At 62.3% G+C, this 23,576-nt stretch carries 14 protein-coding genes; 10 read left to right on the top strand and 4 right to left on the bottom strand.

Annotated elements, in window-relative coordinates; all coding sequences use genetic code 11:
* Positions 1-104: 104 nt before the first annotated feature.
* Genes GJ699_RS15305 through tldD form a run of 3 tightly spaced genes read left to right on the top strand, consistent with a single transcriptional unit; the run spans position 105 to position 6,586 of the window.
* The gene (locus GJ699_RS15305; protein ID WP_154377666.1) at positions 105-4,286 is read left to right on the top strand and encodes a YhdP family protein; all 4,182 of its coding nucleotides are present in this window, start codon (positions 105-107) and stop codon (positions 4,284-4,286) included.
* Positions 4,283-5,083 (top strand): carbon-nitrogen hydrolase family protein, encoded by an 801-nt coding sequence (locus GJ699_RS15300; protein ID WP_154377664.1) that lies wholly within the window; start codon positions 4,283-4,285, stop codon positions 5,081-5,083. The genes GJ699_RS15305 and GJ699_RS15300 overlap by 4 nt, the downstream gene beginning before the upstream one ends.
* 42 nt (positions 5,084-5,125) lie before the next feature.
* The gene (tldD, locus tag GJ699_RS15295; protein ID WP_154377662.1) at positions 5,126-6,586 is read left to right on the top strand and encodes a metalloprotease TldD; all 1,461 of its coding nucleotides are present in this window, start codon (positions 5,126-5,128) and stop codon (positions 6,584-6,586) included.
* 69 nt (positions 6,587-6,655) lie between these two features.
* Here tldD and GJ699_RS15290 read toward each other — a convergent pair whose 3' ends face one another.
* Positions 6,656-9,295: a TonB-dependent receptor gene (locus GJ699_RS15290; protein WP_154377660.1), complete on the bottom strand. Its 2,640-nt coding sequence runs from the start codon at positions 9,293-9,295 to the stop codon at positions 6,656-6,658.
* Positions 9,296-9,781: 486 nt separating this feature from the next.
* Here GJ699_RS15290 and aroG point away from each other — a divergent pair, with 486 nt between their 5' ends.
* Both aroG and GJ699_RS15280 read left to right on the top strand, forming a co-directional pair.
* On the top strand, positions 9,782-10,861 hold the full coding sequence (gene aroG / locus GJ699_RS15285) for a 3-deoxy-7-phosphoheptulonate synthase AroG (protein WP_154377658.1): 1,080 nt from the start codon (positions 9,782-9,784) through the stop codon (positions 10,859-10,861).
* Between the two features lie 274 nt (positions 10,862-11,135).
* The gene (locus GJ699_RS15280; protein WP_154377657.1) at positions 11,136-14,015 is read left to right on the top strand and encodes a TonB-dependent receptor domain-containing protein; all 2,880 of its coding nucleotides are present in this window, start codon (positions 11,136-11,138) and stop codon (positions 14,013-14,015) included.
* Positions 14,016-14,065: 50 nt separating this feature from the next.
* On the opposite strand, the gene GJ699_RS34985 is transcribed toward GJ699_RS15280, so the two are convergent.
* Together GJ699_RS34985 and GJ699_RS15275 are read right to left on the bottom strand one after the other, a co-directional pair.
* A complete protein-coding gene (locus tag GJ699_RS34985; RefSeq protein ID WP_267877722.1) occupies positions 14,066-14,188 on the bottom strand; it encodes a hypothetical protein in 123 nt (40 codons plus the stop codon).
* 185 nt (positions 14,189-14,373) lie between these two features.
* Positions 14,374-17,196 (bottom strand): TonB-dependent receptor domain-containing protein, encoded by a 2,823-nt coding sequence (locus GJ699_RS15275; protein WP_229262113.1) that lies wholly within the window; start codon positions 17,194-17,196, stop codon positions 14,374-14,376.
* A gap of 407 nt (positions 17,197-17,603) precedes the next feature.
* Here GJ699_RS15275 and GJ699_RS15270 point away from each other — a divergent pair, with 407 nt between their 5' ends.
* The 5 genes from GJ699_RS15270 (at position 17,604) to GJ699_RS15250 (ending at position 23,390) form a co-directional block, all read left to right on the top strand.
* Positions 17,604-18,542 carry an ABC transporter permease gene (locus GJ699_RS15270; protein WP_154377653.1) on the top strand — a complete coding sequence of 313 codons (939 nt, stop codon included), beginning with the start codon at positions 17,604-17,606 and terminating at the stop codon, positions 18,540-18,542.
* Positions 18,539-19,525 (top strand): ABC transporter permease, encoded by a 987-nt coding sequence (locus tag GJ699_RS15265; RefSeq protein WP_154377650.1) that lies wholly within the window; start codon positions 18,539-18,541, stop codon positions 19,523-19,525. Before GJ699_RS15270 ends, GJ699_RS15265 begins: the two co-directional genes overlap by 4 nt.
* On the top strand, positions 19,522-21,192 hold the full coding sequence (locus GJ699_RS15260) for an ABC transporter ATP-binding protein (RefSeq protein WP_154377648.1): 1,671 nt from the start codon (positions 19,522-19,524) through the stop codon (positions 21,190-21,192). Before GJ699_RS15265 ends, GJ699_RS15260 begins: the two co-directional genes overlap by 4 nt.
* A gap of 25 nt (positions 21,193-21,217) precedes the next feature.
* Entirely contained in the window at positions 21,218-22,171 is a 954-nt protein-coding gene (locus GJ699_RS15255; RefSeq protein WP_154377646.1) for a VTT domain-containing protein, read from the top strand.
* Positions 22,172-22,364: 193 nt separating this feature from the next.
* Positions 22,365-23,390 carry a glucokinase gene (locus GJ699_RS15250; protein ID WP_154377644.1) on the top strand — a complete coding sequence of 342 codons (1,026 nt, stop codon included), beginning with the start codon at positions 22,365-22,367 and terminating at the stop codon, positions 23,388-23,390.
* A gap of 6 nt (positions 23,391-23,396) precedes the next feature.
* Here the strand turns inward: GJ699_RS15250 and GJ699_RS34980 are convergent, their stop codons facing one another.
* Entirely contained in the window at positions 23,397-23,525 is a 129-nt protein-coding gene (locus GJ699_RS34980; protein WP_267877721.1) for a hypothetical protein, read from the bottom strand.
* Between the last annotated feature and the right edge of the window lie 51 nt (positions 23,526-23,576).

Raw genomic sequence — 23,576 nt, 5'->3', positions numbered from 1 at the left:
GGGTTTCCGCAGGGGGATAAGGTAGAATGAGCGCGCAGGCTTCAGAGCTTGAAAACCGAGTTTAGCGATTTATTTGACGCGTGGCCTGATTTATTAGCGTATTAATGCAAAAACCAGAAGAGGAGACCGTGACAGGCGAGGGCCCATTGGCCGCGCGCTGGCATCGGCTTCGTGCGGCCTATCGGATCTGCAATCTGGCCACCCACCATGTGCTGGGCTTCACCCTGAAGCTGGCGCTGGTGTTGTATTTTGCCTTCACCATCCTGTTCCTGACGCTGCGCTACGTGGTGCTGCCGAACATCGATCATTACAAGGGCAATATCGAAGATGTTGCCAGCCGCGCGCTCGGCAATCCGGTCACTATTTCCCGTATTTATGCCTCGTGGAACGGTTTCCGTCCCTATCTGTTCCTGGGCGACGTGGTGCTGCACGATGGCCAGGGCCGGGCGGCGCTGACGCTGCCTAGCGTGTCGGCCACGCTGTCGTGGTGGAGCTTGCCCAGCGCCACGCTGCGCCTGCACGCGCTGGAACTCGGCAGGCCGGACTTGTCGATATTGCGCGAGGCCGATGGCCGGCTGTATGTGGCTGGCGTGTACGTCGACCTCAACAAGAAAAGCGATGGCAAGGGGCTGGACTGGCTGCTGACCCAGCGTGAAATCGTGATCCAGGAAGGCCGGCTGCAATGGACCGATCGCCAGCGCGCGACGCCGCCGCTGGTGCTGGACAATCTGTCGCTGGTGCTGCGTAATAACTGGCTGCACCACCAGTTTGCGGTGCGGGCGACGCCGCCGGCGGCGCTGGCCGCCCCGCTCGACCTGCGCGCCGACTTCACCCATCCGGCCTTTGGCGCGCGCGTTTCCAATGTATCGATGTGGCGCGGCGAAGTCTATGCCGATGTGCGCAACGCCGACCTGCTGGCGTGGAAGACCTGGATACCGTATCCATTCGAACTGAGTCGGGGCAGTGGCTCGCTGCAGGCCTGGGCCAGTGTGGACCAGTCGCGCCTGACCGAGTTCACCGCCGACGTCGGCCTGAACGATGTCACCGCCGTGCTGGGCAAGGAATTGCCGTTGCTGGATTTGCAGCAGTTGAGCGGCCGCATCGCCGCGCGTGAAGAAGTGCGGCCGCCGCTGGCGCGCCAGGGCGCCGCCACGCCGGGCTTTGGCGCGCTGGGCCACAGCCTGCAGCTGGACAATCTGACGCTGACCACGCGCGACGGTTTGGTGATGGCGCCGACCTCGCTGTCGGAAACCTATGTGGCCGCGTCCGGCGCGCGGCCGGAACGGGTCGAAGTACAAGCCCGCCAGCTGGATTTGCAAACCCTGGCCGGCCTGGCCGAGCGCCTGCCGCTGACCGAGCAGCAGCACAAGATGGTGGCCAGTTTCGCGCCGCGCGGCCTGCTGCAGAATTTCTCCGCCGAGTGGCAGGGCACGTTCCCGGCGCTGCAAACCTATCGCATCAAGGGCGATCTGGTCGGGCTGGGCCTGAAGCCGCAGCCGCCGCGCCAGGCGCAGCCGAAAGTCGGCAAGACCCCGGCGATTGCCGGCATGCCGGCGCTACCCGGCTTCGACAACCTCACCGGCTCGATCGACGCCACCGAGAAGGGCGGCAGCTTCAACCTGAATTCGCAGCAGCTGGTGCTGCAGATGCCGGATTATTTTGCCGAAGCATCGATGCCGTTTGACTATCTGAATCTGAAAGCGCGCTGGTCGTTCGAGGCCGACAACCAGTTGCTGTTCCAGATCGATTCGATGGATTTCGAGCAGGAGGGCATGAAGGGCACGCTGCAGGGCTCGCACACGATACCGCTGTCTGGCAAAGGCCCGGGCAAGGCCGACCTGAGCGGCACGCTGACCGGCTTCCAACTGAACCGTATCGGCCGCTACCTGCCGATGCAAACGCCGCCGGAGTTGACCCACTGGCTGACCGGCGCGCTGGAGGGCGGCGTCGCCACCGACGTCACGCTGCGCCTGCGCGGCGACCTGGCGCATTTCCCGTTCCATGGCGCCGACAAGGCGCGCGGTGAATTCCGCGTCGCCGGCAAGCTGACCGAAGGCAAGCTGAATTACGAGCCGGGCTACTATCTGCACGACGGCAAGGAGCTGGGCAAGGATGGCAAGCCGCTGCCGCTGTGGCCGCAGGCCGAACACATCAAGGGCAGCTTCGTGTTCGAACGCGCGCGCATGGAAATCAATGGCGACACCGCCACCACCGGCGGCGCCGCGCTCAGCAACGTCAAGGCGGTGATCCCGGATCTGATGGTGCACGATTCGATGCTGGAAATCGACGGCAACGCCGCCGCGCCGATGCAGGAATTTCTCAAGTACGTGGCCAGCAGCCCGGTGCTGGAATGGATCTCGCACTTCACCGACGAGACCCAGGCCAGCGGCAACGCCAAGCTGGCGCTGAGTTTGCGCATTCCGCTGGCGCATGCCATCGACACCAAGGTCAACGGCACGGTGCAACTGAACGGCAACGACATCACGCTGATGAACGATATGCCGGTGGTGCAAGGCTCGCAGGGCAAGATCGAATTCAACGAACGCGGCGTTAATCTGAACCAGCTGTCCGGCAACTTCCTTGGCGGTCCGGTGTCGATTACCGGTGGCACCCAGAAGGACAACGCCATCGTGGTCAAGCTGGGTGGCCTGATGACGGTGGACGGCTTCCGCCAGGCGTATCCGATGGCGTCGATGCAGCGCCTGTCCGATCACTTCTCGGGCGCGACCCGCTACAACGGCACGGTGACGGTGCGCGATCACCAGGTGATCGTGGCGGTCGATTCCAGTCTGAATGGGCTGGGGCTGAGCTTGCCTGCGCCGCTGCGCAAGCCCGCCGCCGACAACATGCCGTTGCGCTTCCTGCTGACCAGCGGGCTGGTGGCGGATGCCGCCGGCGCTTACCACGACGATATCCGCATCAGCCTCGGCAGCGGCGTGGCGGCGCGCTACCAGCGCCAGAAGCTGCCCAAAGGACATTGGAAACTGGTGCGCGGCGGCATCGGCGTCAACACGCCGGCGCCGGAGCCGGACAGCGGCATGGCTTTCAACATCAGCCTGCCGCAGCTGAATGTCGACAACTGGCTCGACTTTGGCGACACGATCGCCAGCGCCGGCGGCAGTGCGAACACGGCGCCGACATCGTCCGACAGCAGCGACTTCAGCCAGTACGTGATGCCGGATACCCTGGCCGCGCGCGCCAGCGAGCTGGTGCTGGGTGGCCGCAAACTGGAAAACGTGGTGGTCGGTGTCACCCATCAAAAAGGCACCTGGCAGGTCAGCGTCGACTCCACCCAGGCCAATGGTTTCGTCACCTGGGCCGAGCCGTCCACCGGCGCCGGCCTCGGCAAGGTGACCGCGCGTCTATCCTCGTTGGTGATTCCGGAATCGGCCTCCAGCGATGTGCAGGAACTGCTGGATGGCAAGGGCAGCACCACCACCATCCCGGCGCTGGACGTGGTGGTCGAGCGCTTCGAATTGTTTAACCGGCCGCTGGGCCGGCTGGAGCTGCAGGCCAACAATGCGCAAGTGCAGAGTGCGCGCGAGTGGCGTGTCAACAAGCTGTCGCTGGCCAATGCCGATGGCGAGCTGAGCGGCACAGGCAAGTGGGTCAGCAAGGATGGCGTGCACGACACCAGCCTCAACTTCAACCTCGACATCCGCGATTCCGGCAAATTGCTGGAGCGCTTTGGCTACGCCGACACCATCAAGGGCGGCAAGGGCTCGCTGAAGGGCGAGGTGGCGTGGAAGGGCTTGCCGTATTCTATGGATCTGCCCAGCCTGTCGGGCAATATCATGCTGAATGTTGAGAAGGGCCAGTTCCTCAAGCAGGATCCGGGCGCCGCCAAGCTGCTGGGCGTGCTGAGCCTGCAAGCGCTGCCGCGCCTGCTGAAGCTGGATTTCCACGACGTATTCTCGGAAGGGCTGGCATTTGACGGCATTACCGCTGGCGCCAGCATCGATCGCGGCATCGTCAAGACCGACAACTTGAAAATGCACGGCGTGGCCGCCACTGTGCTGATGGATGGCAGCGCCGATATCGCCAACGAAACCACCAATCTGCATGTGGTGGTGATACCGCAGGTCAATCTCGGCACCGCGCCGCTGGTGTATGCGCTGGCGGTCAATCCGGTGATCGGGCTGGGCAGTTTCCTGGCGCAACTGTTCCTCAGTGCACCGGTGATGAAAGCCTTGACCTATCATATGCAGGTGTCCGGCCCATGGAAGGCGCCGGTCGTCACCAAGCTCGATGCCACTAAACTGGAACCCGCCAAAGGATCGCCATGAACAATACCGTCGCCGCCGTACAAATGATTTCCTCGCCGTCCGTGGATGAAAACATCGTCACCGCGCGCCGCCTGGTCACCCAGGCCGCGCAGGACGGCGCCCGGCTGGTGTTGTTGCCGGAATACTGGGCCATCATGGGCTTGCATGACAGTGACAAGGTCAAGGTGGCCGAACCGCTGGGCAGCGGTCCGATTCAGGACTTCATGTCCGGTCTGGCGCGCGAACTGAAAATCTGGCTGATCGGCGGCACGCTGCCGCTGGCGTCGGATGATCCGGCCAAGGTCATCAACACCACGCTGGTGTACAACCCGGATGGCGAGCATGTCGGCCGTTACGACAAGATCCACCTGTTCGGTTTCACCAAGGGCACCGAGTCGTACAACGAATCGAAGACCATTGTGCCGGGCCAGCATCTGGGCGTGTTCGAGGCGCCGTTCGGCAAGGTCGGCATGTCGGTGTGCTACGACCTGCGCTTCCCCGAGCTGTTCCGCGCCATGGGGCCGGTATCGCTGATCGTGCTGCCGGCCGCGTTTACTTACACCACCGGCATGGCGCACTGGGAAATCCTGCTGCGCGCGCGCGCCATTGAAAACCAGTGCTATGTACTGGCGGCGGCGCAGGGCGGCATCCATCCAAACGGCCGCCGCACCTGGGGCCACAGCATGCTGATCGACCCGTGGGGCTCGGTCAAGTCGGTGCTGGCCGAGGGCGAGGGCGTGGTCAAGGGCGAGATCGACCTGACCTACATGGAAGGCGTGCGCGAGAGCTTGCCTGCCTTGAAACACCGCACCATGTGATATCCACTACAATGGCGCTAACCTTTTACAGAAAGCATCACCATGAAGCCATTTGAACCGAATCTGTCCACCCTGTCCGTAGCGCGCGATATCCTGCTGACGCCGTTCGGGCTGGACGAAGGCAAGCTGCTGAAAACGCTGGGCGCGATGTTCACCCACAAAGTCGACTATGCCGACTTGTATTTCCAGTTCACCAAGAACGAGGGCTGGAGCCTGGAAGAGGGGATCGTCAAGACCGGCAGTTTCTCGATCGACCAGGGCGTCGGCGTGCGCGCGGTGTCGGGCGACAAGACCGCGTTTTCCTACTCCGACGAGATTTCCGAAGCGGCGCTGCTGGACGCGGCTGCCGCCACCCGCACCATCGCCCGTGCTGGCGCTGGCAAGATCAAAGTGGCTGGCGCCATGAACCATGTCGGCGGCCGCGCGCTGTATCTGCCGCATGATCCGCTGGTGTCGCTGGACGCCACCGCCAAGGTGCAGCTGCTGGAGCGCATCGAGAAAATGGCGCGCGCCAAGGATCCGCGCGTGGTGCAGGTGATGGCCAGCCTGGCCGGCGAATACGATGTGGTGCTGGTGGTGCGCAGCGATGGCGTGCTGGCGGCCGATATTCGTCCGCTGGTGCGGGTCTCGCTGACCGTGATCGTTGAGCAGAATGGCCGCCGTGAAGTCGGCTCGTCGGGCGGTGGTGGCCGTTACGACTACGGCTATTTCAGCGATGCGCTGCTGGATCAGTATGCGACCGACGCCGTCAACTCGGCGGTGGTGAATCTGGATGCGCGTCCGGCGCCGGCCGGCCCGATGACCGTGGTGCTGGGCCCTGGCTGGCCGGGTATCCTGCTGCACGAGGCGATCGGCCACGGCCTGGAGGGCGACTTCAACCGCAAGGGCTCGTCGACGTTCTCCGGCCGCATTGGCGAGCGCGTGGCGGCCAAGGGCGTCACTGTGGTCGACGATGGCACGCTGGCGGATCGCCGCGGTTCGCTCAACATCGACGATGAGGGTAATCCAACCCAGTGCACCACGCTGATCGAGGACGGCATCCTGAAAGGCTATATCCAGGACACCATGAACGCGCGCCTGATGAAGATGCCGGTCACCGGCAATGCGCGTCGCGAATCGTTCGCCCACCTGCCGATGCCGCGCATGACCAACACTTATATGCTGGGTGGCGACAAGGATCCGGGCGAGATTCTGGCTTCGGTGAAAAATGGCTTGTATGCGGTGAATTTTGGCGGTGGTCAGGTCGACATCACCAACGGCAAGTTCGTGTTCTCGGCCAGCGAGGCCTACATGATCGAGAATGGCAAGATCACCTATCCGGTGAAGGGCGCGACGCTGATCGGCAACGGTCCGGAAGTGCTGAACCGTGTGTCGATGATCGGCAATGACATGAAGCTGGACCCGGGCATCGGCGTGTGCGGCAAGGAAGGCCAGAGCGTGCCGGTTGGCGTTGGCCAGCCGACGCTGCGTCTGGACGGCGTCACCGTCGGCGGCACCGCGTAAGCATAAAAAAAGCCCGGCAAACGCCGGGCCTGGTAAGCGAGCCCGGCAATGCCGGGCTTTTTTACGTGCTTAGAACTTGTAGGTCGCTTTCACGAAGAAGGTGCGGCCCAGTGGGTCGGTGTAGCGTGGATCGTAACCGCTCTGGAACGTGGTGCCCTGGTTGGTGTACGGTGGCGCGCTGTCGAACAGGTTCTTGATGCCGACGGTCAGGTCGACGTTCTTGATGCCGGTGTAGCTGGCCGAGGTCGAGTAGGTCGAGTAGGCGCGTACTTTGTGGTAGTACGCGGCCGCGACGTCGTTCTCATCTTCGTAACCGCTCAGGAATTTGTTCGAGAACGATGCGCTCCACACGCCTTTTTTCCAGTTCAGAGTGGCGTTGTGCTTCCAGCGGAAGACCGGACCGTTGTCGCCGTAGACGCCGACGTTTTCAACGAACTCGCCGCCGGTTTCGTTCTGGTACTTGTAGCTGTGGACCCAGGTGCCATCGAACGAGAAGCCGAAGTCGCCGAACGACGAACGTGGCAGTTTCCAGCGCAGGCTGGTGTCGATGCCCGAAGTTTTCACTTCGCCCAGGTTGTCCAGCACCGCGTTCACGTACTCCAGCGTTTTGCCGTCAGCCGAGTACACGAAGTAGCTCTTGTACTTCTCGTAGTTGTCGAAGATGGTCGACTCGGCCACGGTGCCGATCGAATCCTTGATCTTGATGTTGAAGTAGTCGAACGAGACCGACACCGAGTTGACCGGCTCGAACACCACGCCCAGCGCGAAGGTTTTCGACTTCTCTGGTTTCAGGTTCGGGTTGCCGCCGCTGCGGATGTATTGCTGGGTGTTGCAGACGGTGTTCGGGTTGGCGCCCGATACGGCGGTGCCGCCAGCGCACAGCACTGGATCGTCATACGCGTTGCTGGTGTAGGTTTTGGTGGCCGGGCCGTGCAGGTCGTACAGGGTCGGCGCGCGGAAGCCGGTGTTGTACGAGGTGCGGAACAGCACTTGCTTGCTGGCTTCCCAACGCAGGCCGACCTTCGGATTGAAGGTGCCGCCAACGTCGCTGTAGTGGTCGTAACGCGCGGCGCCCGACAGTTCCAGCGATTTGGTCAGCGGAACGCTGATTTCCGAGTACAGCGCGGCGATGTTGCGCTGACCTTCCTGGTCTTGCGCGTCGGCGTAGCCGGAGCTCGATGCCTGCGAGGCCAGCGCGGTGTTGACGTCGTAGGTGGCTTTGTCGTGACGGAATTCGGTACCGACCGCGAAGCCGACGCCGCCGGCTGGCAACTGGTAGATTTCACGGCTGACTTTGCCGTCGACGCCGATGCTGGTCATCTTGGCCGCCAGGTATTCGCCTTTCAGCTTGGCGGCGTCGATGTAGGCTTGGCCAGCGGCCGATTGCTCGCCGAACGGATTCAGGATGCCGCTCAGCACGCCAGCCTTGATCAGCGAGTCGTTGGTGTAGCCGTCGACGAAGGCGCTGGATGCCTTGTTGATCGAGTAGGTCAGGCCGACGTTGTAGTCCCAGCCCGCCACCAGACCTTCCGACGCCAGTACCAGGCGGTCGGAGATCGAGGTGTCGTAACCCTGGCGCTTGCCGGCGGCCACGGTACGCCAGTTCAGCGTCAGGTCTTCACCGGTCAGGCCGGCCACGGCCGGCACGCCGGCGCTGCCGCCTGGATAGTACGGGCTGGCCGAGGTCATGGTGATGCCGGTCAGCGGCGACGGCGCGATGCTGCTGGCGTTGGTCGAACGGCTGTGCAGGTATTCCAGGGTGGCGATGTTGTCTTCGCTCAGCTTGTAGGTGGCCTTGCCCAGGAAGGATTCCTGCTGGGTTTTAGGAATGTCCTGGATGTAGGCAACGGTGTTGGTGCGGCAGGTGCCGTTGGCGCTGTTGGTGATCAGACCCTTGCCGACGCAACCGCTGGCGTAGTAAGGGTTGCCGGTGATGCCGTTGTCGGAATAGAAGTTGGCCGGCTGCGAGGTGCCGCTGCTGTTGTTGATGCCCTTGTCGGCGCGCACGCTGGTGCTGGAGAAGTCGCGCGAGGCGGCGTCCAGTGCGGTTTGCTTGTGGAAGTCGAACACGCCGAACACGTTCCAGCCGTCCTTGTCCAGGTCGCCGTAGCCGCCCGACAGGTTCATGCGCGATTCCGCGCCGGCGCCGCTGGCTTGCGGCTGGTAGCGTTCGACGCTGACGGTGCCGCCGGTGACCGAGCGCTTGGTGATGAAGTTGATCACGCCGCCGATGGCGTCGGTACCGTAGATCGCCGAGGCGCCGTCGCGCAGCACTTCCACGCGTTCCAGCGCGGACACAGGAATGATGTTCAGGTCGACCGAGGAGCCGTTGAACGGGTGGTTGGCCAGACGGCGGCCGTTCAGCAGCACCAGCGTCTTGTTGCTGCCCAGGCCGCGCAGGTCGGCGGTAGCGATACCACCGGTGCCGGAACCGACCGACTGGCTGGAGCCGGTCGAGCTTTGGTTCATCGACAGCGTGTTCATTACTTCAGCGGCGGTGGTCAGACCTTGCTTTTCGAAGTCGGATGCCTTGATGGTGGTGATCGGCAGCGCGGTTTCGGTGGCCAGGCGCTTGATGCTGGAACCGGTCACTTCAACGCGTTGAATCGGCGCGTCATCGGTTTGGGCAACAGCGGCGTGCATGCCAACAGCCAGGCTGCCGGCGAACATCAAGCGCAGAGATCGGGTAAGAGCTCTTTCAATCATCATGGGTTTGTCACTCCTGATATTTATTTGGGTATTTGGGATTTCCATCAGAACATTCAGTGGCATCAGTAACAATGATCGAAAGATAATTATGCGAATATCCAACAGTAGCAAACAAACGCACATGTAAAGACAATTTTTTGCATTAATGAACTATCAGGCTGCAAGCCAGTGTTTTCGGGGGAGTTGATGCTTACAATTGGTTACAGTCTCTAAAATGTAACGATGGCGGCGAAGATGTAAAGTTTTGTAGGGAGGCTTGTTTGCCGAAAAAAAATCGCTTGCCAAGGCTTGCGCTATGGCGCTATAGTCGTTTCATGACCAAATTCTTCTTTACCGGCTATTTTTACTTTAGCAATTCCAACCCAAAGGCGGTGGAGTAGCGGCCGGTGCACGTAGAAGCAAAACGAGTCCCGCAGAATCCCGAAAAACCGCCTCCCCGAGGCGGTTTTTTTTTACCCCTACAATTTGATCACTTGGAGAACAGCAATGCCCCGTACCGATGATTTGCGCATCCGCGAGATGAAGGAACTGACCCCACCATCGCATCTGATCCGCGAGTTTGCCTGCACCGAGGCGGCCGAGCAGACCGCTGCCAACGCCCGCACCGCGCTGCACCGCATTCTGCACGGCCAGGATGATCGCCTGATGGTGGTGATCGGCCCGTGCTCGATCCACGACACCAAGGCCGCGATGGAGTACGCGCGCCGGCTGGTGGTGCTGCGCAAGGAACTGGCGGCCGATCTGGAAATCGTGATGCGGGTCTACTTCGAAAAGCCGCGCACCACGGTGGGCTGGAAGGGCTTGATCAACGATCCGTACATGGACAACAGCTTCCGCATCAACGACGGCCTGCGCATGGCGCGCGAGCTGCTGCGCGACATCAATGAACTGGGCCTGCCGGCCGGCACCGAGTTCCTGGATGTGATCTCGCCGCAGTACATCGCCGACCTGATCGCCTGGGGCGCGATCGGCGCCCGCACCACCGAATCGCAGGTGCACCGCGAGCTGGCGTCGGGACTGTCGTGTCCGGTGGGCTTCAAGAACGGCACCGATGGCAATGTGCGCATCGCCGTCGACGCCATCAAGGCGGCGTCGCAACCGCACCACTTCCTGTCGGTGACCAAGGGCGGTCACTCGGCCATCGTATCGACCAACGGTAACGAAGACTGCCACATCATCCTGCGCGGCGGCAAAGCGCCGAACTACGACGCGGCCAGCGTCGACGAAGCCTGCAAGGCGATCGCGGCCCAAGGGCTGGCGGCGCGCCTGATGATCGACGCTTCGCACGCCAACAGCTCGAAAAAACCGGAAAACCAGGTGCCGGTGTGTGCCGACATCGGCGGCCAGATCGCTGGCGGCGAGAGCCGTATCGTTGGCGTGATGGTGGAGTCGCACCTGGTGGCCGGTCGCCAGGATCTGGTGCCGGGCAAGGAACTGACCTATGGCCAGTCGGTCACCGATGGCTGCATCGACTGGGATAGCAGCGTGCAGGTGCTGCAGGGTCTGGCCGCCGCCGTGCGCCAGCGCCGTCTGGCCACCCAGGCGCGCGAAGCCGCCGCCAAGTAAACCGCCGCACGCTGTTCCGCACGGGGCCCGATGGTAAGTTGGGCCCCATCTTTTTTGCATCTGGCTAGCAAGCCTGTTGTAAGAACACCAAACTCCCCCCTTGGTTCGATTGACACTTAATTACTTGGCATGTTTTTATACAAAACATGGCCGGTGTCGTTGAACACCTTCCTGAAGTCTTTCCCCAAGTTGCTGTCATTGTTACCGTCCCGAGGCCACCCGGCCGAGGGCGTTGTACTGCTTCGTCCCAAAAAAAACAAATCGGAGGTTGGTCATGATTCAAGAAAGAGTGTTGTCCCGTTCCTTGCGCCTGATGTTCTCGGGCGGCATGCTGGGGTTGCTGGCGTTGCCGGCACTGGCGCAGGATGCCGCGCCTGCGGCGGATGCCCAACCGATGCAGCGCGTCGAGATCACGGGTTCGTCGATCAAGCGTATCCAGAAAGAGGGCTCGCTGCCGGTGCAGGTGTTGACGGCGGCCGAGATCAAACAGACCGGCGCCACCTCGGCCACCGATCTGATCCAGATGCTGCCGTCGATGCAGGGCTTTGTGCCATCGTCCAGCTCGGTGAACGGCGGCGGCGCCGGCGTCACCACCGCCTCGCTGCACTCGCTGCCGTCGAAATACACGCTGGTGCTACTCGATGGCCAGCGCGTGGCACCAAGCGCGATTGGTTCCGGCCAGGGCGGCGGCTACGCGGTCAATCTGTCCAGCATTCCGCTGGAAGCGGTGGAGCGGGTCGAAATCCTGACCGACGGCGCCTCGGCGTTGTATGGCTCGGACGCGATTGCCGGCGTGGTCAACTTCATCCTCAAGAAAAACAATACCAAGGGCGAGGCCTACGCCACCTATGGGCAGCCGGGCAAGAATGGCGGCAGCTGGAGCAGCGCCGGCCTGACCAAGGGCTGGGGCGATCTGGAGAGCGACGGCTGGAATGTGCTGGCCTCGTACAGCCACGAGGAGCTGGAGCGCATCACCGCGCTGCAACGCGACTTCTCGGCGCGCGGCGCCTTCTTCAAATTCAGCGCCAACGGCAAGCAATATTATTTTGACCAGCGCACCGGCAACACCGAACCGGCCAACATCACCTTCACCGACACCAACGGCGTCGGCCACGCGATCAATCCCTACTATCTGGCCAACGGCAATTGCGGCAGTTCGCTGGCCGGTCCGCTGGGCGATCAGTGCCGCTTCAACTACGCGGCCACGGTGGAAGACGTGCCGGGCAGCCGCCGCGACAGCGGCCTGCTGAAAGGCACGCTGAAGATCAACGACAACACCACCGCCTGGGCCGAGCTGGTGCTGTCGCGTTACGCGATGACCGCGCAGTACGCGCCGTCGGCACAGCCGATGGGCCTGAGCACCACGCGCTTCCCCAGCCTGTACGCCAAGTACGTCACGCCCTACCTGACCGCCAACAACCTGACCATCGACGGCACTGCCACGCTGGGCTATCGCTCGGTGCTGATCGGCGGCCGCGCCGACGAATACCAGACCACCGCGCGTCACTTCGCCACCGGCATCGACGGCACGGTCGGCGGCTGGGGCTATAACGCTTCGCTGATTCTGTCGCAGGCCAAGCTGAAGGACACGGCGGCCGGCGGCTATTCCGACTTCAACAAGCTGGAGGCGCTGGTGGAGGCGGGCAGTTACGATCCGGTCACCGGCCAGGGCGCGTCCAACCTGACCGGCGCGCTGCTGAACGGTACCGTGTTCTCGAACACCAAGTCGACGCTGAACACGGTACACGTCGGTGCCCAGCATGACCTGTTCAATCTGCCGGGCGGTACCTCCATCATCTCGCTGGGCGGCGATTATTCGAAGACCCGCTACCAGATCGATTACAACGACCTGATTCTGTCGAACTCGGGCTTTTCGACGCAACCGGTAGACACCAACTATCCGGTCGGTGGCAGCTACGGCCAGGTGCCGTTTGACGCCAAGCGCGACAACTGGGGCGTGTTCACCGAGATCCTGCTGCCGCTGCACAAGACGTTGGAAGCGACCGTGTCCGGCCGCTACGACAGCTATGACAAGGTGTACAGCAACTACATCTTCGCCACGGTGCCGGATGCCACCGGCCTGATTCCGCGTCTGGCCAGCGGCGAGATCGGCAACACCGCCAGCGCCGGCACCTACAAGCTGAGCTTGAAATGGACGCCGACCGACAACCTGCTGTTGCGTGCCGCCTACGGCACCGGCTTCAAGGCGCCCAATCTGAGCGACGTGGCCGGCGCCAACACCTTCAATGGCAGCACGGCCGGCAGCTATGCCTGCCCGTTCCCGGGCTCGACCGGCTGCCAGGTCGGCCAGGCGCAGTATGACCTGTTGACGGGCCCGAATAGCCAGAGCGGCGACGCCGGCCTGAAGCCTGAGAAATCGAAACAATGGACGTTGGGCGGCCGCATCGAACCGCTGCGCGGCCTGTCGCTGGGCCTGGACCTGTGGAATGTGCAGATCCGCAATCAGGTGCTGTCGGCCGGCGTGCCGGAGCAGGAAGGTTTCAAAAATCCGCAGGCGTACAAAAACCTGTTCGTGAATCCGTATCCGGACCCGGCCGGTTACACCACCATCGCTTACCTGCTGGCGCCGGTGAACGGCGGTGTCGCCAACTACCGTGGCGTGGACTGGGACTTCAGCTACCGCACCAAGACCGGTATCGGCGATTTGCGCGCGTCGTGGAACGGCACCTACATGCTCAAGCAGAACTACACCGTGTCGGCGGGCGGCACCGTGTATTCCGACCTGGGCAAGTTTGGCCAAGATAATGGCGTGGTGTTCCGCGTCCAGAGCAACATCAGCCTGGCACTGACCACCGGCAAGCTGACCAACACCCTGACCGCGCACTACAAGTCGGGCTACCACGACCAGTCCTATCCTGTCGACACGGCGGTGTTTGCGGTGAATGCCGACGGCAGCGTGGGCGACTCGGTGGCGTTTGACGGGCTATGGGTGCCGTCGTACACCACCTTCGATTGGCAAGCCAAGTATGACTTTGGCAAGTTTGCGCTGACCGGCGGCATCAAGAATCTGTTTGACCGCGATCCGCCGTTCACGCTGCAGAACGCCGGCGGCGGCAACCAGATCGGCTACGACGGCCGCTATGCCGATCCGGCCGGGCGCTCGTTCTACCTGACCGCCAACTACAAGTTCTAAAAAACAAAAAGCCGGGATAACCCGGCTTTTTTATTTCAGCGCTAGGCTGATTACAGCATGTAAGGACCGTGCGAGTAGTGCTTGCCCAGGGTCTCGAACGCGCGGCGGATGATTTTTTTCCACGAGCTGGTTGGTGCTGCTGGGGTGATCAGTTTGGCGGCGATGGTGGTCATGAGAGTTCTCCTGTGCTGCATTCAATGTCGATGTGTGTAGATTACAGGAAACTCAGTTATAAATATAATTCTATGTTTCGATATGTGGCATGTGAAACGTGAATGTCTTGTCCCATATGCGATATGCGTGCCATGAATGACAAACGGCTCCCGAGGGAGCCGTTTGTGTTTTTTATCAGACCTTATCAGAACTTATACGACGCGTTCAGATAGAACTGGCGACCCAGCGGATCGGTGTAGCGGCCATCGTAGCCCGACTGATTACCACCACCGGCGTTGCGGATCGTGAACGGTGGCGCGATGTCGGCCAGGTTCTTGATACCGCCGGTCAGCGTGAAGTTCTTGCTCAGCTGCGCCTTGGTCTGCCAGTCGAAGGTGGTGTACGACGACACCTGGCGCGTGATCGGCACATAGCCGCCCAGCGTGCCGTCGGCCAGCACTTCACGCACCACGCTGTCATCCGAGTTGTACACCTGGTCGGTATAGCCGGAGTGGTAGTTGGCGGTCAGCGAATTGATGAAGCGGCCGGTGTTCAGCGACGCGGTCAGCTTGGAGATCACACGGAAAGTCACCTCGGAGTACGAGTTGAAGCGGCCGATGTTTTTCTCCAGACCGGTGCCCGGGGTTTCCTGCTCAGCCTTCAGCATATAAGTACCGGTCCACTGCAGGTTGAACTTGCCCAGCGCGGTGTTGGTCTTGTAGCTGTGATCCCAGTCGATGCCGCGATAGTGCGAGGTGGCCAGGTTGAACGGGGTCAGCGCCGCCACCAGCACGTTCTGCTTCTGGATCGGGTCATAGTAGACGCGCAGCAGGCTGTCGTACACGGCCGGGTTGTTGAACACCAGGTCTTCCGACAAGGTCTGGATCTGGTCGCGCAGCTTCACGTCCCACCAGTCGAAGCCCAGCGACACGCTGCTGATCGGTTCGACGCGCAGGCCCAAGGTCGCTTGTTTCGATTGTTCCGGACGCAGCGCGCCGGCGCCGGTGGCGGCGTTACCGCCCGACAGCAGACCGTATTCCGACGAGCCAGGGTTGCACAGCTTGTAGCGCGCATCGCTGGTGTTGGTGATCGGGCAGGCGTGGAACTGCGACGAACCGCCGTTGACCAGCGGTTTGACGATGCTGGTCATGCTAGGCGCCTTGAAACCGGTGCCGTAGGAACCGCGGATCAGCACCTGGTCGATCGGATTCCAGCGCAGCGCCAGCTTGTAGGTGGCCTTGCTGGCCGACTCGCCTTGCTTGCCCGGCGCGATCAGGTAACCGTCGCTGTCGAAGTTTTTGTTGTTGGTGACGGCGCTGAAGTCGTCGTAACGGCCGGACACCGTCAGGTCCATATTCTTCAGTGCAGGCAGCAGCAGCTCGCCATAGGCGCCCCAGTTCTTGCGGCTGGCGTCGACCGGCAGCGCGCCGGCGCCACCGCCGACAATCGCGTCGGTGAAATCAGGCTGCTGCTTGTTCTCACCCTGCGAGTAGGCGTCCGGCTCTTCGGTGTAGGTTTGCTTGGTGAAGTCGGCGCCGAGAGCCAGCATGGCCGGGCCGGCCGGCAGCTTGAAGGCTTCGGCCGAGGCGCTGGCTTGCAGCATGTCGATCTTGGAGCGGGTCACGCTGAAGGTGTTGTGCAGCACGGCCGAGGCCAGCACGGCTTGCGAGGTGCCGGCCGGTGCGAACGGATCGAACTTGCCGGCGGCCACCAGCGCGTCGAAGGCGTTCAGGCTCATGTAGCCACCAGCGGCGGTGTCGGTCTGCTTGTTTTCCGAGTGGGTGTAAGCGGCGCGGTAGTCGATGTTCTTGAACGAGCCGTCGACGCCAAACGCCAGGTGCTTGGCGATGGTTTTGTATTCGTCGGCACGGCCGCCAGCATCGGCCAGACGCAGGTTCATGGTCACGCTGTCGACGGTGGCGGTGGATGGCACACCCAGCTGGGCCAGGTAGGGGGCGATGTACTTGGCGTACAGCGGGCTGCTCTTCGACAGGCCCAGTGGCTGTGCTGGCGGCGCGTATTGCGCCAGGTTGCTGAACGACGAGATCATCGCTTCGGCAAAGAAGTTGGTGCTGTCGTTGATCTTGTAGTTGAACGAGCCGAAGCCGCTATCGCGTTTCAGCGCCGGGGTGTTTTGCACGGTGGCGGCATAGTCGAACAGGCAGCGGTTGCCGACCTTGAACAGGTTGGCGCCGTTGCAGCTGCCGGTGGCCAGCAGGTTGGGGCTGAACGCGACGCTGCTGGCGCTGCCGTCGGCCTTGGTGTACTTGACGGTGGCGGTGCCGGGAATCGAGTTCGAGCTCAGTTGATACAGGCTGTAGGCCTTGCCGTTGGCGTAAAACGGAATCACGCCGCTTTGGGAGAAGTCGCTGTCCTTGGCCCAGGAAGCGCGGCTCTCATCGTGCGCCACCGACAGCAGCACGTTGAAGCCGTCTTTTTCCAGATCGCCCCAGCCTTTGGAAATGGAGGCGGTGGAGGTGGCGCCGCCGCTGCTGCGCGGCTGGTTGTACGAGGCTTCGACCACGGCGTCCTGCTGGTTTTTTTTCAGGATGAAGTTGACCACACCGGCGATCGCGTCCGAGCCGTACAGGGTGTTGGCGCCGTCGGTCAGGATCTCGACACGCTCGACCGCTGCCAGCGGAATGCTGGCCAGGTTGACGGTGGAGCCGGACGTGGACGGCGCCAGGCGGCGGCCGTTCAGCAGTACCAGGGTGTAGCCTTCGCCGATGGCGTGGATGGACGCGGTCTGCAGGCCGCCGCCGCCGCCGTTGACCGACATCGACGAGGTGGTGAAGCCCTGCATCGACGGCAGCGTGGCGATCAGATCGGCCACGCTGCTGGCGCCGGACTGCTCGATCTGCGCTTTGGTCAGCGTTTGTACCGGCAGCGCGCCTTCGGCGCTGATGCGTTTAATACTCGAACCGGTAATTTCCACGCGTTGGATAGACGCGTCCGTGCTTTGTGCCATGGCGGTGTGCATGCCCAGCGCCAGGCCACTGGCGCAGATCAGGCGTACTGACCGCGACATTACGGTTTCAACCATCATCGGATTTTTCTCCCAAATTGAACAGGTGTGTTTATGATTTCGGCAACTTTTTGCGCCGTTAATTCATCAAATCATTTGGCGGGAAATGCTGTCAACGTAGAAACCCTTATATGGATATTGTTTAATTTTGCGTCGATTTGCCCCGAATTCCAGCGAAAATGCGCTCTAATTTGGTGCGCAATGGGGTGGAAACGATGGAAAGATTGATTTACTTTCATAAAACTAGCAAAAGTACGGTCGTGCAGATATCGCAGTGCACCAATTTGGTGATTGGAAACGTTTGTTAATCTGAGTTCATCTTGATACAGCGCGTTACATTTCTGCCACATTTGCAGTGTTGTGCGCGCTGGGGTATAAAAAGATCCCGTCCTATCAAGGTTCAAGACACGATGCCTGCCTACCTGATGCGCCGCCTGTGGCAGATGTTGCCGACCATGCTGGGCGTGGTGTTGCTGGTGTTTGTGCTGTTTAACTGGGTGGGCGGCGATCCGGCTTACATGCTTGCGGGGAAGATGGCGGATGCCGGCAGTATCGCCAACATACGCCGCCAGTTGGGCGTGGATGAGCCGATATACGTGCAGTTGGGGATTTTCATCCGCCAAGTGGCGACTTTCGATTTTGGCCTTAGTTGGGCCACCGGCGAGCCGGTCTCGCATATCATCGCCTCGCGGCTGGGGCCTTCGCTGACGGTGCTGTTGCCAATGACTGTGCTGGAGACCGTGATCGGCATTGCGCTGGCGCTGGCGGTCGGGTTCACGCGCGGTTCGCTGACCGACCGGCTGGTGATGGCGGCCTGCACAGTGGGCATGTCGGTCAGCATGCTGGTCTACATCATCGTGTTTCAATACGGGCTGGCATACAGGCTGGGCTGGTTTCCGGTGCAGGGCTGGGGCGAGGGATTGGGCGAGAATTTGCTGCGCTATTCGGCGCTGCCGATTGTGATCGGGCTGGCGGTGTCGCTGGCGCCCACCTTGCGGCTGTTCCGCAGCTTTGTGCTGGATGAGGTCGGCCAGGATTATGTGCGCACCGCGCGCGCCAAGGGGCTCAGTGAGCGGCGTGTGATGTGGGTGCATGTGCTGCGTAATGCGGCGATTCCGGTGCTAACTTACGTTATGTCGAATCTACCGGCGCTGTTGATCGGGGCGTTTTTGCTGGAGCGCTTCTTCGGCATCCCCGGCATCGGGCGCGAGGTGATTCTGGCGGTGGAGCGCAGTGATTTTCCGGTGATTAAGGCGATTACCGTCTACGTGGCGGCCGCTACCATGGTGTTCAATCTGCTGACGGATGTGCTGTACCAGGCGCTCGATCCACGGGTGTCGCTCAAATGATGGCGTGGCGGCGCTTGCGCGCGGACCGATTGGCAGTGGCGTCGCTGGCGGTGGTGGTGGCGTTTCTGGTGATGGTGTTGCTGGCGGCCGCCGGCCTGATTGCCGCCGACTGGGAGGCTGAGGCCGGCGTCAGCTACGCGCCGCCGGCCTGGCTGGCCAACGCGTCTTTCGCCGCGCCGGCCGCCATGCCGGGCGCCGCGTCCGCGGCCTTGCCTGACAACCCGTTCGACCCGCTGGCCGACGACATCCGCGCCTTGCGCGCAGCGGGCGAGGGCGGCGGCATCGCAGGCGCCGGCCGTCGCGCCGGTTTGCCGTTCGGCGCCGACAAGTGGGGCCATGACATCCTGAAGAAAACCATCAAGGGCGGCGAAACGTCGATCGTCATCGGCCTGGGCGCGGCTTTGCTGGCGGTGAGCCTGGGCACCGTGTTCGGCGCGCTGTCCGGCTATTGCGGCGGCGTGGTGGACGATTGCTTCAACTGGTTCTACAGCATCTTCACCGCCATCCCCTCGGTGCTGATGATCTTGGCCGTGGCCGCCGTGCTGCAGCAGAAAGGCGTGCTGACCATCGTCCTGATCCTCGGCCTGACTGGCTGGACCGGTCCCTACCGCCTGATCCGCGCCGAATACCTCAAGCACAAGGGGCGCGAATACGTGTTGGCCGCCGATGCCATCGGCGCCTCGCACTGGCGCCGCATGTTCGTCCATATTTTCCCCAATGTCAGCCATGTGGTGCTGGTGCAGTTGTCGATACTGGTGGTGGGCTTCATCAAGGCCGAAGTCATCCTCAGCTTCCTTGGCTTTGGCGTGCCGGTCGGCGTGGTGTCATGGGGCAGCATGCTGAACGAGGCGCAGGGCGAATTGCTGCTGGGCCGCTGGTGGCAACTGGCCGCCGCCGCCGGCGCCATGGCCGTGCTGGTGACCGCCTTTTCATTGTTCACCGACGCGCTGCGCGATGCGCTCGACCCCAAGGTGAAATCATGAGCCTGCTCGAAGTGCGCGACTTGCGCATCGCTTTCCGGACCGAGGCCGTCAAAGGCGTCAGCTTCGAGGTGCCAGCCAACGCCACCGTGGCATTGGTGGGGGAATCCGGCAGCGGCAAATCGGTCAGCGCGCTGGCGGTGATGGGGCTGCTCGATGCGGCGGCCAGCGTAAGCGGCAGCATCCGTTTCGACGGCCGCGAGCTGCTGGCGCTGGACCGCACGCAACGGCGCGCGCTGTGCGGCAAGGAGATCGCGATGATTTTCCAGGAGCCGATGTCGTCGCTGAATCCGGTCTTCACGGTGGGCGCGCAGATAGCAGAAGTGCTGCGGCTGCATATGGGCATGGGCCGCGCTGAAGCGCGCCGCCGTACGCTGGAGTTGCTGGAAGAGGTGGGTATTGCCGATCCGGCCAGCAAGATCGACGCCTATCCCAGCCAGCTGTCCGGCGGCCAGCAACAGCGCGTGATGATCGCGATGGCGATCGCCTGCGAGCCGAGGCTGCTGATTGCGGATGAGCCGACCACCGCGCTCGACGTCACGATCCAGCAGCAGATCCTGGAACTGCTGGCGCGGCTGCAACAGCGGCGCGCGATGTCGGTGCTGTTTATTACGCATGATCTCGGACTGGTGGCGCAGATTGCCGATCAGGTCGTCGTGATGCGCCACGGCGAGGTGCGCGAGGCCGGTCCGGCACGGCAGGTGCTGACGCAGCCGGCCGACCACTACACGCGCGCGCTGCTGGCTTGCCGGCCGACGCTGGATGCGAGTCCGCGGCGCCTGCCCGTGATCGGCGACCTCGCCGTCATTCCGGCGCAGGCCGGAATCCATAGGACGCAGGAAGGCCAGCTCAGCATGGATTCCGGCCTATGCCGGAATGACAGCGGGCGGCCGTTGCTGGAAGTGCGCCAGCTCAGCACCAGCTTCTGGCAGCGCGACGGCTGGTTCGGCCAGCGCGAATTCCGCGCCGTGCAAGACGTCTCGTTCACGCTGGCGCGCGGCAAGACGCTGGGCATCGTCGGTGAATCCGGCTCCGGCAAGACCACGCTCGGCCTGACCCTGCTGCGGCTGCGCCAGGCCAGCGGCGGCAGCGTGCTGTTCGACGGCCGCGACTTGCTGAGCATGCCCGCACGCGAATTCCAGGCATACAAGCGCCGCATCCAGATCATCTTCCAGAATCCATACGCCTCGCTGAACCCGCGCCACACGGTGGGGCAAATCCTGCTGGAGACGATGCAAATCCACCGCATAGGCGCCGATGCGCCCGCCCGCGAGGCGGCGGCGCGGGCGCTGCTGGACCAGGTCGGCTTGCCGGCCACCGCCTGGCAGCGCTACCCGCACGAATTTTCCGGCGGCCAGCGGCAGCGCATCGCCATCGCGCGCTGCCTGAGCCTGCGGCCGGAAATCCTGGTGTGCGATGAATCGGTGTCGGCACTGGATGTGTCGGTGCAAGCGCAGGTGCTCAACCTTTTGCGGGATTTACAGGACGAGCTGGGGCTGTCATACATCTTCATATCGCACGATCTGGCGGTGGTGAAATTCCTGGCCGATCAGGTGATGGTGATGCGGCATGGTCAAGTGGTCGAGCTGGCCGATGCGGAGGCGTTGTACCGCAATCCGCAACAGCCCTATACCCAGGCACTACTCGCTGCGGTGCCCCGGCACGGTTAAGCGGTTTTTAAGTTAAGATATCTGTATGGCGAATTTAATCCTCCTGCTCCAGGAATATGGTGTCCTGATCGTGTTTGGCGTGGTGCTGATCGAACAGCTCGGCCTGCCTATTCCTGCGTTTCCCATTCTGATCGTGGCCGGCGCCATGTCGGTCGATGGCGATACCCATTGGCCGGTGGTGCTGGCGGTGGCCATCGTCGCTTGCCTGATCAGCGACTATTTCTGGTTCCGCGCCGGCCGCTACTACGGCAAGCGCATCCTCAAGCTGCTGTGCAAGATTTCGTTGTCGCCGGATTACTGCGTCAGCCAGACCGAAGACAATTTCAACCGCTGGGGACCGAAGGCGCTGATCGTCGCCAAGTTCATTCCCGGTTTTAACACCATCGCGCCGCCGCTGGCCGGCGCCATGGGCACCAGCAATAGCACTTTCCTCGGCTTCAGCGTGCTGGGCGGGCTGGTCTGGAGCGGTACCGGTATTGCCATCGGCGCCTTCTTCCATACCAGTGTCGACCAGGTGCTCGACATCCTCAGCACCATGGGTACCACCGCGCTGATCGTGCTGGGTGTGCTGCTGCTGTTGTTCGTCTCGTTCAAATATGTCGAGCGCAAGCGTTTCCATCAGTCGGTGGATATCGAACGCATTTCGATCGACGACTTGAAACAGCTGCTGGAGCAGGGCACGGAACCGGTGCTGGTCGACGCCCGCAGCGTGACGGCGCAGATGCTGGACCCGGCCGTACCGGGCGCGCTGCTGTTCAACGGCGGCGACCCGACGGCCGACATCATCGCGCTGGACAAGGGGCGCCACATCATCGTCTATTGCAGCTGCCCCAACGATGTCACCGCCGCCCACGTGGCCAAGGGCTTGATCGGCCATGGCTACCACCGCGCCCGGCCGCTGCACGGCGGGCTGGAAGCGTGGAATGCCGCCTTCGGCAACCGCGACACACTGCCCGAAGACAACACCGCCTCCGCCTGATCCAACGCCGCTGTTCGCGGCGTTAATTTTTTCTGCGTCCGGAATCGATTCCAGCATGACGTGGTAGTCATACTACGGCTTAAATCTTCGCAATCGTAAAGTTGTGTAGCAAACTGTACTAAAACTACAAACTTTGCTTGCTTGAGTGGGTGAAAATACCTTAAGCTTAAGCCTCAACTATTTTTGACCCATCATGACTGCTCAATCCGTACAAACGCCTCCCTCCCTGACCACTGCCTTCCCTGGTGGCCCGCGTCTGCTGGCGGATGTCGGCGGGACCAACGCGCGCTTTGCGCTGGAAATCGCGCCGGGCAAGATTGAGGCGATCGATGTGCTGGCTTGCGCCGCTTACCCGACCCTGGCCGCCGCCCTGGTCGCGTACCTGGCGTCGCCGATCGTGGCCCAGCTGGGCGTGACCGGCATCCGCAATGGCGCCATCGCGATTGCCAATCCGGTCACCGGCGACATGGTCAGCATGACCAATCACCACTGGGCATTCTCGATCGAGGCGCTGCGCCGTGAAGTCAACTTCGACACGCTGGTGGTGGTCAATGACTTTACCGCGCTGGCCAGCTCGCTGCCGCAGCTGTCGGCCACGCAGAAACATCAGGTGGGTGGTGGCGTCGGCGTGCCGGGCACTCCGCTGGGCCTGATCGGCGCCGGCACCGGCCTGGGCGTGTCGGGTCTGATTCCGGGCAAGGATGGCTGGACCGCGTTGCTGAGCGAAGGCGGTCACGTCACTTTCTCGCCGGCCAATCCGACCGAGCTGGCGATCCTGCAATTCGCCTGGAAAGAATTCGACCACGTGTCGGCCGAACGCCTGATGTCCGGCGCCGGCATTGAACTGATCTATCGCGCGCTGGCCGATCTGGGCGATTTGCCGGCTGAAAAGCTGAGCGCCGCTGAAATTTCGCGCCGCGCGCTGGCTGGCGAGTGCACGCTGTGCGACGAAGTGATCGAAGCGTTCTGCTGCATGCTGGGCACCATCGCCGGCAACCTGGCGGTGACGCTGGGCGCGCAGGGCGGCGTCTACATCGGTGGCGGCATCGTGCCGAAATTGGGGGCGCGCTTCGACCGTTCGGGCTTCCGCGCCCGCTTCGAAGCCAAGGGCCGTTTCAATAAATACCTGTCGGCGGTGCCGACCTGGGTGATCACGGCGGAATACCCGGCGTTCGTTGGTGTTTCTGCAATTTTGTCAGAAAGACTTGCCCCTGTGTAAGCTCAGTTACATTTCGACGACGTCGAAATGCGCGTTTTGCGCTTTTATCAGGTACAATTCGCGTTGTTGGATGAAACGTCTGGCTTCCTGCCCACGTTTCACGTAGAAAGCAATGGCTTCGGCCATTGCCGGCATGTCCCTCCTTCCCGCCGGGTGCGCATAGGCCTTGGTGTCGGAAAAGCAGTT

Origin of the sequence: Duganella guangzhouensis (assembly GCF_009674535.1) — a bacterium.
GTDB lineage: Bacteria > Pseudomonadota > Gammaproteobacteria > Burkholderiales > Burkholderiaceae_D > Rugamonas > Rugamonas guangzhouensis.
Note: the sequence above shows the minus strand (reverse complement) of the source record. Positions and strands in the feature narration are given on the sequence as shown.